Genomic DNA, 8,596 nt, shown 5'->3' with positions numbered 1-8,596 from the left:
GGTCTGCATCCTTTGTGGTCGCTGCATCCCACATGAAGAATCCGTCCAGTTTTATGTGGTCTGCTAGTACTGAACATTTATAACGTCACCTATCGAGGTTATCCACAATCAGGCGTGTTGTAAATGGCTGATTGTGAATAACATCCCTGTAATTTGTGGATAACCGCTGCCAGGGAATCGTTATTTTTCCACATATTCACAGGAATTTTGTGCATAAATTACATAATTGTAATTTAAGGATGAATTGTGAAAAATCTTCTTTTTCATATCTTTTATGAGTCTGAATTAGTGCCAATAAGTGTGGGGAAAACTTCATTTGGCAGGAGTTTATGATATAAAATAAGGGTTCTGATTGTCATCCACCCATGGTGATGTAGAGCGGTAATAGTATTTTAGTAGAGATTGACTCATGGCACCGTGCAAGGGCACGGAAACAATAACGGGAGCGTTTATTATGAAGAGGACTTTTCAGCCCAACAATCGTCGCCGTCACATGAAGCACGGCTTCCGGCAGCGCATGCGTACACGTTCAGGTCGTGCACTCATCAACCGTCGTCGTGCTAAGGGCCGCAGGACCCTGGCTGCCTAATATAGGCATGGGGTATGTGCTGCTGCAGCAGACACTCTCCCCCAAAAATAGAAATTGATGATTGAAGCGCCGCTTGTGTGGCGCTTAATTTTTTACAGAATACAGCAGCTTTTACAGAATACAGCAGCGCTGGCAGCAATGCTGGCAGTAATTCATTGAGGTGGTCATGGATAGACTGAAAAAGCATGATGATTTTCTGGCTGTATTGAAAACCCGAAAAAAAGCGGTTAGCAAGGATTTAGTCGTTCACTACAAAATTAGCGGACAGACGGGCCGTCTTCGGTTGGGTTTAGCTGTTTCTAAGGCTGTCGGTCATGCTGTTGACCGTAATAAGGTTAAACGCCGTTTCAGAGTTTTAGCCCGTCGTCATGAAAATCTTTTGAAGATTCCGCTTGCCTCAGACGATTCGGCAGATTCGGTAGATTTGTGTCGCTTTCTTTCCCTTGACTGTGTTATGAGGGCAAAGCCATCAGCAGCCCACGTCACCTTCAATCAGTTAGATAAACAGGTTGAAAAACTCTTTCTTGATATAAACCACACGTTATCCGCGGAATCACAGTTGTCATGACGAACTTTCATGAGAATCCGAAGAAGCCAACCTGGCTTCAAAAAAGAGTCTTACAAGGTCTCGTTTTTTACAGGACCCGAATTTCACCTCTTAAACCCCCATCATGCAAATTCTATCCAACGTGTTCCACCTATGCAGTAGTTGCAGTTCAACGGTTCGGTGCTATTAAAGGCGGCCTACTTGCGCTTCTTCGCCTTCTTCGCTGCAGACCCTGGAGTGACGGAGGAATTGATGATGTTCCTCATAAATTTTCAGTTTTTTATCGCTTTTCCTGGTCTTCTGCTCATGAAGAAGAAAGACTAGTTCCTGAAGACTGGATTGACAAGGCGCAGAAAGATGTGATAAACGCCAGGCGTTCATGTATAATCGAGCACGAACGTGATACCAATATCGACGAATAGAAAATACGACGACTACCGTTCACAAGAGTATACAGCACAACCGAGTAACCGTTAAGGGGAAGTATGGTACTGGATCGAGGATTTTTTGGCTGGTTTTATACTATTTTAAGACCACTGGAAATCGCACTAACTTATGTGATTAAGTTTTTCCACGATATATTAACAGCTATCGGTGTAATTGGCGGTCAGGGCGTAGCCTGGGTTATTTCGGTTATGCTTCTGGTGGTTCTTGTTCGTTTGCTCATCCTTCCTTTGTTTATTAAGCAAATGGTTTCCATGCGAAATATGCAGGCTATGCAACCTCAGTTGCAGAAAATTCAAAGAAAATACAAAGGTAAGAATGATCAGGCCAGCCGGGAAGCTATGAGCCGGGAAACCATGAAGCTGTATCAGGAAAATCACGCCAATCCAGCTGGATCCTGTCTACCTGCTTTGCTTCAAAGCCCTGTATTTATGGCTATGTTCTATACCCTGTCTGCTGTGACCTATATTGCTAACGGTCAAAGGGGACCCCTGGGAGCTTTCAACAAGGAAGTATCTACAGAGTTTGCGAATGCTAAGGTTTTTAACATTACTCTGGCTTCCATGTTTAATTCTGAAGATACTGGCGGAAAAATCACCATAGGAATTTTCGTCGCCCTCATGTGTCTGACGATGTTCTATTCCCAGTGGCACAATGTTCGCAGAAACATGCCCCGCACATCTATGCAGGGTAATTCCTACCGGACGCAGATGGCAATGTCATTCATCTTCCCCATTATGTATATCTTTTCTGGTATCACCTTCCCCTTCGCTGTTCTGGTTTACTGGCTGACTAACAACATGTGGACTCTAGGACAGACTTTCTGGCAGGTTTACAACATGCCTACTCCTGATTCTCCTGCTGCTGAAGCCAAAGAAAAGCGTGACTATAAGCGAGAACAAGCTCGCCGTAAGCGTGCTGGAGAAATTTCTATTGAAGAGGAAGAGCTGCAAAAGGCAAAAGCTCAGGAAGAGCGTCTGGCTAAGGAAGGTCATCAGCGCAAACAGCCGACTCGCAAAAAAAGGAAGAAATAAGCGAGTATGATGGAGTGTACCGAAAAGTTTGTATAAGTGAAAATCAGAATCATATAGTACTGAGTCTGACGGTATAAAGGAGTTTTTATGGTAGACGACGAGGAAAAGACCATTGATCAGCTTAACGATGAGGCTGATATTGCGGCTGATTATCTCGAAGGTCTGCTGGACATCATTGATTATGAGGGCGATATAGAGCTCTCTGTTCACAATGGGCATCCGACGGTGGAAATTGTGGCTGATGATGACAAAGACATCAAGAACCTAATAGGGCATCATGGTGAAGTAGTGAACGCGCTTCAGCTCCTTTCCCGCTTAGCTGTTCAGGAGAGAACGGGCGAACGATCCCGGTTGATTGTGGATGTTGATGGTTATCTGGCCCGCCGCCGCAAGCATTTAGAGGACGTTGCCCTGGATGCAGTAGATGAGGTGCGGGAGTCAGGAGATCCTGTCTCTTTGCGATATATGAACTCTTTTGAGCGCAAAATTGTACACGATATTGTTCGGGCAGAAGGACTTAAATCCCGCTCTCACGGAGTTGAACCTAAACGATACGTGACGGTCTATCTGAAGGCCAGCAATGATGATGAAGATCTGGCTGATCCCGATCTGGTTGATGAAAATCCGGCTAATGCTAATGAAGGCTTGCCTGATGAGGGCGACGATGGTTTTGTCAAGGATGAGGATTTTACAGATACGTTTGATTCTACAGAAGACCTCGAGGATGCTGATTCCTACGATGATGAATACGATAAGGAATCGGAAGCCGAGTGACAGATCAACTAGACCACTCCCCGATTATTTCAGAAGTTTTTGGGGACGCTGCTGGGAAGATGGAACTTTTCCACAAAAAACTGGAAGATGAAGGTCTGATTCGTGGACTTATTGGCCCCAGAGATGGTGATATTATATGGGAACGGCATATTCTGAATTCTGCTGCGCTTGTGCCTTTTATTAAGGAAATGCTTCCTGACCCGGAAACCGATCGCCAAGTAACTATTGGTGACGTTGGTACTGGGGGCGGATTTCCAGGGATCGTGTTGGCAGCCTGCTTCCCGGCGGTTTCTTTTGATCTGATAGAGCCCATGGAGCGTCGGTGTGAGTGGCTGGCTGAAATGGTTGATATGCTTCAGCTGACTAATGCTACGGTTGTCAGGGCTAGGACTGAGGAACTTATATCGAAAAAAAAGGAATTTTCCCGTACCAGCGGGGGACATGTTGACTCTAGCCGTGCCAATGCTGGCCGCAGAGGGCGGAAGCCCGGGTCTCGTCAAGCTCAGTCAGAGCATTTCAATGGATATGATATTGTTACCTGCCGGGCTGTGGCGCCTATGACTAAGTTAGCTGGTATGACCCTACCTTTGCTTAAGAAATCTGGGAGATTGATTGCCCTGAAGGGGAAGTCTGCCGCTGCTGAATTGGAAAAAGCACGGAAAGAACTCAAGAAAAATGGTGCTGTTTCTACTCGCGTGTGTCAGGCCCCTGTAGCTCCCCAGCTGGAACCCACTCATGTAGTAATTGTTCAGGTTCGTTGATTTTCCACTGCATAATTTTCCGTAATGCATAGTGGCATTTTTGGCTTTGTGTGTATTGTGTATATAAAATTAGCGATTTGCAATACATAAACTTGCAAAACATAGTATTTCCTGGATATTTTCTGTGAATAATTTGAGAGCTTTCCTCTGCCGGTGGTCTTTCGCTTCATTGCTTACTTCTCATTGCTTATCCCACTCCCCCTGGTTCTTACTCTGCTTGCTCTACTCTGTTTATCCTATCCCTCCTCACTTATGCTTTATTCACTGTATTCATTCCCTCTCCTTTCCTCCTCGCCCGTCGATTCTTTACCTTACTTATTACTTATCATATTATTCGTTACTTGTTATTACTTGTCTGTACTCTCTCCTTGCCTATTCTTTATTCGCCGTTCCTTATCTCTTATCCCTTATCTCTTATCCCCCTACTTCCTATCCTTGATTCATCATTTTCTACTCTTTATTCCCTATTCCCTATTCACCATTCTCTATTTGCCACTCCCCTACTCTATTTTTAATAGACCTTCTTTAATAGATTTATTTTAATGGTACATTTAAATTGTTTTTATCTTGGCATCATTTTATTGTTTTGCAGATTTTCCTTGTAAATAGTTTCTCCTATGAGCAGTTTCCCCTATTAACAATTTATATTACTGTGCTTGTTCTCTATCCGTCCATTCCCTGTTTAGTTTGTTTAGCCATAATGAATGATGATAAATAAAAGAATGCTACATAATGACACGCCGAGAGTTGTGCAGAACTCTTGTTCCAGTTATCCACATAATCAATGGTCGACTTGCATGTGTCGATGAAACATAGAACAATAGTAGAGAACAACTAAGGGGGTACCATGTCGAATGTTTCACGTGAAACATTACCAGAAGATTCTTCTTCGAATGTGTCTGATAATGCTTCTCCTGAGCAACCTGAGCCAGTTTTTGAGTCTGCTCAAGATGTACTTAAACGCATTTTTGGCAACTCCTCTAGTGGATTTGGAAGTGAACTTGTTGGTGAAAAAGAGCGTCTGGAAAAGATAAATAAGGCAAAATTCAGACATCCTAAGAAGACAAGAATTATTGCGGTCTCTAATCAAAAAGGCGGGGTTGGGAAAACAACGTCTGCGGTTAATCTTGCTGCAGCTTTTGCTGAAGCAGGTTTGCGGATACTCGTTATTGATATGGATCCACAAGGTAATGCATCGACTGCATTGGGTGTTTCGCATGGCTCCGATGACATTACAGTCTACGATGTGATCGAAGGCCAGGCTGATATGTCTGAAGCGGTACAGAAATGTCCGGATCTAAAAAAACTGGATGTTATCCCTTCAAGCATTGATCTTAGCGGGGCTGAACTTGAGATTGTCGATATGGAGAATAGGACAGATCTTCTTAAAATTCAATTGAAAAAATATCTCAATTCATGCGACAAACCATATGACTATGTCATTATTGATTGTGCTCCCAGCCTGGGTCTATTGGTTCTAAATGCATTGTGCGCAGCCCATGAAGTTTTGATTCCAATACAGGCAGAATACTATGCGCTTGAAGGACTTGGGCAGCTTTTACATACCATACAGCTGGTTCAGAGGTCCCTGAATAAAGGCCTTATTATTTCCAGTATGTTGGTTACCATGTTTGATAAACGTACACTATTAAGTAAAGAAGTTTATGACCAAATAAAAGAACATTATAAAGATATTGTTCTTAATACTACTATCCCCCGCTCCGTGAGGATATCTGAAGCTCCAAGTTTCAATCAAAGTGTAATTACATATGATAAAAGAGGTAATGGAGCGATTGCTTATCGTGAAGCTGCACTTGAAATTAATAAGCGGTCTCGTAATGTATTAGAAATGTTGGATCAGAAAGGAATCGAATAATGGCAAGGAAGTCGCGGTTAGGAAAAGGCATTGGAGCGCTCTTCCCTGATCTTCCTAAATTAGATGAGGAAGAAGGATTCGAAAAACAGGATCTAGCTTCGAATAAACGTAAAGGTAGTCCAAGGCAAAGAACAAAAAATACGCCTCAGACAGAGAATGTTTCACGTGAAACATTCAGTACTGATAATCACGAATCTGGTAAAGACGGTGGTCTCAAGGGAAAAAAGAACCGAAATTCGCACTATTATATCCCACCACTTGCAGATTCAATACATCCAAGTAATTTATTTTTTGAACCTAGCACAGCAGGTTTGGGACAGTATCTTGGTGATGAGCAGAATGATGAATACTCGGCACAAGTGGAAGGCACTATAGACTCGACTGATCGGGACGACCAGAAATATACAGCTAAGCAGAATAATTCTACAGAACAGGATCGAGTTGATAATAAACTAAGTAATTCTGGTAAACTGATGCCCGCCAGTGAGATGCCTGCTACTGATCGTAACCAATCCGCACAGTCGAATGCTCAGAATAACGATAAGCAACAAAATCACCCTAAAAATGATGTTCTGTCTGATACCTCTCTCAATGCCGACGAAGATTATACGAATGATACGATTAAGTCTGATGAAGAAAAGGTTCATGGTGAAGGAGAGCTTGCTTCTGCATTCGCTGTGAAGATCAATGAGAAGGCATCTGCCGACTCTGAGCCGGAAGCTAATAGCGGTAATGATAGTACAGATGGTAAAGGGTTGGTTGATGCGCCAAATCATGATGAATCGACACATGAAGCTTTATCTGAAAGTGTAGCAAAGGCAGTTAAAGGAAAACCCAAAAATCCATCAATACAATCTGTCGAAACCGTTGATATAACGGGAAAAACTAAGAGTTCAGCAATCAATGTTTCACGTGAAACATTGGCAGAGCAAGAGATGAGAACCAGTAGTATCGAAACAAATCCTACTGAAACCAATGATAAAAAAACAAAAGAAAGCAGGCTAGAAAACGAAAATTATGAAATAGAGAAAGTTCCTGGTGATAAAGCAAAAACTGATAGCAAGGAAACAGCCGACAGGAAGAACAGGAAGAAAAGGGGTAATAGCAAAAAAACAGACTATAGCGGGAGAATGACTGCTGGCAAAATAGGTAATGCTCCAATAGAAGAAGTCGGCGATGAGAGTGAGAATGCAGACAGCTCGAAAGAATCGAATGATGATCTTTTACCCGTCGCTGGTGGGTATCTAGCAGAACTGTCAATTGAGCAGATATCACCAAATGAGAAGCAGCCAAGGACCATTTTTGATGATGATGAATTGGCTGAATTGGCTGAATCTATCAAGCAAGTTGGCGTTTTACAACCAGTTGTGGTAAGAAAGCGCGATAGAGATGATGATTTCCCCACGGAATATGAATTAATTATGGGGGAGAGGCGCCTGCGCGCCAGTAAATTAGCAGGTCTGAAGACCATTCCTGCCATTGTAAGAACAACTTCAGATAACAGTATGCTTCGTGATGCCCTTCTGGAAAATCTTCACCGAGTTGCTTTAAATCCGCTGGAAGAGGCTGCAGCTTATCAGCAGATGATGGAGGATTTTGGGCTGACCCAAGAGCAGTTATCCCAGTCTATCTCTAAATCGAGGCCACAGATCTCCAATACTTTGAGATTGTTGCAGTTACCTGCTTCAGTACAGAAAAAAGTCGCCTCAGGCGTTCTGTCAGCTGGGCATGCAAGAGCACTTCTTGCTCTGCCTTCTGGTGAGTTAATGGAATCATTGGCCAATCGAATCGTGGCAGAGGAGCTGTCTGTAAGAACAACTGAAGAAATTATCGCTCTCCAGGCAGGGAAAAAGAAAAGCCAGAAGCGTCAGCGTGCTGATAATGCATGGGCAGATGCTCCTGAAATTGATGAATTGGCGAACTATTTCGAAACTAAAGTCAAAATTAAAGGTACGCCTAAAAAGGGAAGAATTGAAATTACCTTCGCTTCTGTAGACGATTTGCATAGAATTATGTCTATTATTCAACATGGTGCACTGGAAAGATACGATGCGTCGGAAGGAAAATCGTCAGAGCAGGGGAGTGCTCAGAAAGAGGATACCCGTTCGTCTTCATCAGGTCAGTCGGTCTCCGATGGCTGGTTCTAGAGTCTGTGTGCAGAAACCCACTTATCTATAGAGCTATATAAACACGATCAAACGCGCAGGCATACCTTGCAAGCATGCTTTGCGGGCGTATCTTACATGAGTATGCCTTCACACTTTACCTAACTTTGTTTTATTTTGCTTGGTATTTTAGTGTAAATAAGCCGAGATATAAATGAATAAAGGTAGGTCTGATTTGGTCAAAACACCTTGGAAGGGATAAGAAAACTCAAGAAATAAGAAAACTCTGGATAATCTAGGTAATAAAGGGCGAAGGGGAGCGATCAAATTAATGATGAGAATACTAAAAGAAGCGATGGCGGCGGGATTTGCGATGGCGGGATCGCCAATAGATGGATCATTGATGGAAGGACCACGATAGAAGGAAATGATAGAGAGATTACCAGTAAGGGGGAGTTTTGATAGG

General features: G+C 43.0%; 8 protein-coding genes. All 8 read left to right on the top strand.

Going from position 1 to position 8,596, the window contains the following annotated elements:
- Positions 1 to 454 precede the first annotated feature (454 nt).
- The 8 genes from rpmH to SCIP_RS08535 all read left to right on the top strand — a co-directional run bounded on the left by rpmH (position 455) and on the right by SCIP_RS08535 (position 8,172).
- Entirely contained in the window at positions 455 to 589 is a 135-nt protein-coding gene (gene rpmH, locus SCIP_RS07895; protein ID WP_081442778.1) for a 50S ribosomal protein L34, read from the top strand.
- A gap of 166 nt (positions 590 to 755) precedes the next feature.
- Positions 756 to 1,157, top strand: coding sequence for a ribonuclease P protein component (gene rnpA / locus SCIP_RS07435; RefSeq protein ID WP_006292425.1), 402 nt, complete (start codon positions 756 to 758; stop codon positions 1,155 to 1,157).
- Positions 1,154 to 1,558 carry a membrane protein insertion efficiency factor YidD gene (gene yidD, locus SCIP_RS07890; protein ID WP_006292424.1) on the top strand — a complete coding sequence of 135 codons (405 nt, stop codon included), beginning with the start codon at positions 1,154 to 1,156 and terminating at the stop codon, positions 1,556 to 1,558. Before rnpA ends, yidD begins: the two co-directional genes overlap by 4 nt.
- Positions 1,559 to 1,621: 63 nt before the next feature.
- Positions 1,622 to 2,614, top strand: a complete 993-nt coding sequence (gene yidC, locus SCIP_RS07430; RefSeq protein WP_006292423.1) for a membrane protein insertase YidC — start codon at positions 1,622 to 1,624, stop codon at positions 2,612 to 2,614.
- Positions 2,615 to 2,701: 87 nt separating this feature from the next.
- Entirely contained in the window at positions 2,702 to 3,388 is a 687-nt protein-coding gene (locus SCIP_RS07425; RefSeq protein ID WP_006292420.1) for a Jag family protein, read from the top strand.
- On the top strand, positions 3,385 to 4,149 hold the full coding sequence (locus SCIP_RS07420; RefSeq protein WP_006292419.1) for a 16S rRNA (guanine(527)-N(7))-methyltransferase RsmG: 765 nt from the start codon (positions 3,385 to 3,387) through the stop codon (positions 4,147 to 4,149). Before SCIP_RS07425 ends, SCIP_RS07420 begins: the two co-directional genes overlap by 4 nt.
- A gap of 847 nt (positions 4,150 to 4,996) precedes the next feature.
- Positions 4,997 to 6,025 carry a ParA family protein gene (locus tag SCIP_RS07415; protein ID WP_040590351.1) on the top strand — a complete coding sequence of 343 codons (1,029 nt, stop codon included), beginning with the start codon at positions 4,997 to 4,999 and terminating at the stop codon, positions 6,023 to 6,025.
- Positions 6,026 to 6,873: 848 nt separating this feature from the next.
- Positions 6,874 to 8,172: a ParB/RepB/Spo0J family partition protein gene (locus SCIP_RS08535; RefSeq protein WP_407695028.1), complete on the top strand. Its 1,299-nt coding sequence runs from the start codon at positions 6,874 to 6,876 to the stop codon at positions 8,170 to 8,172.
- The last annotated feature ends 424 nt before the right edge of the window (positions 8,173 to 8,596 follow it).

This window comes from Scardovia inopinata JCM 12537, assembly GCF_001042695.1.
Taxonomy (GTDB): domain Bacteria; phylum Actinomycetota; class Actinomycetes; order Actinomycetales; family Bifidobacteriaceae; genus Scardovia; species Scardovia inopinata.
The sequence above is the reverse complement of the archived record's forward strand: the minus strand, read 5'-3'. Positions and strand labels throughout refer to the sequence as shown.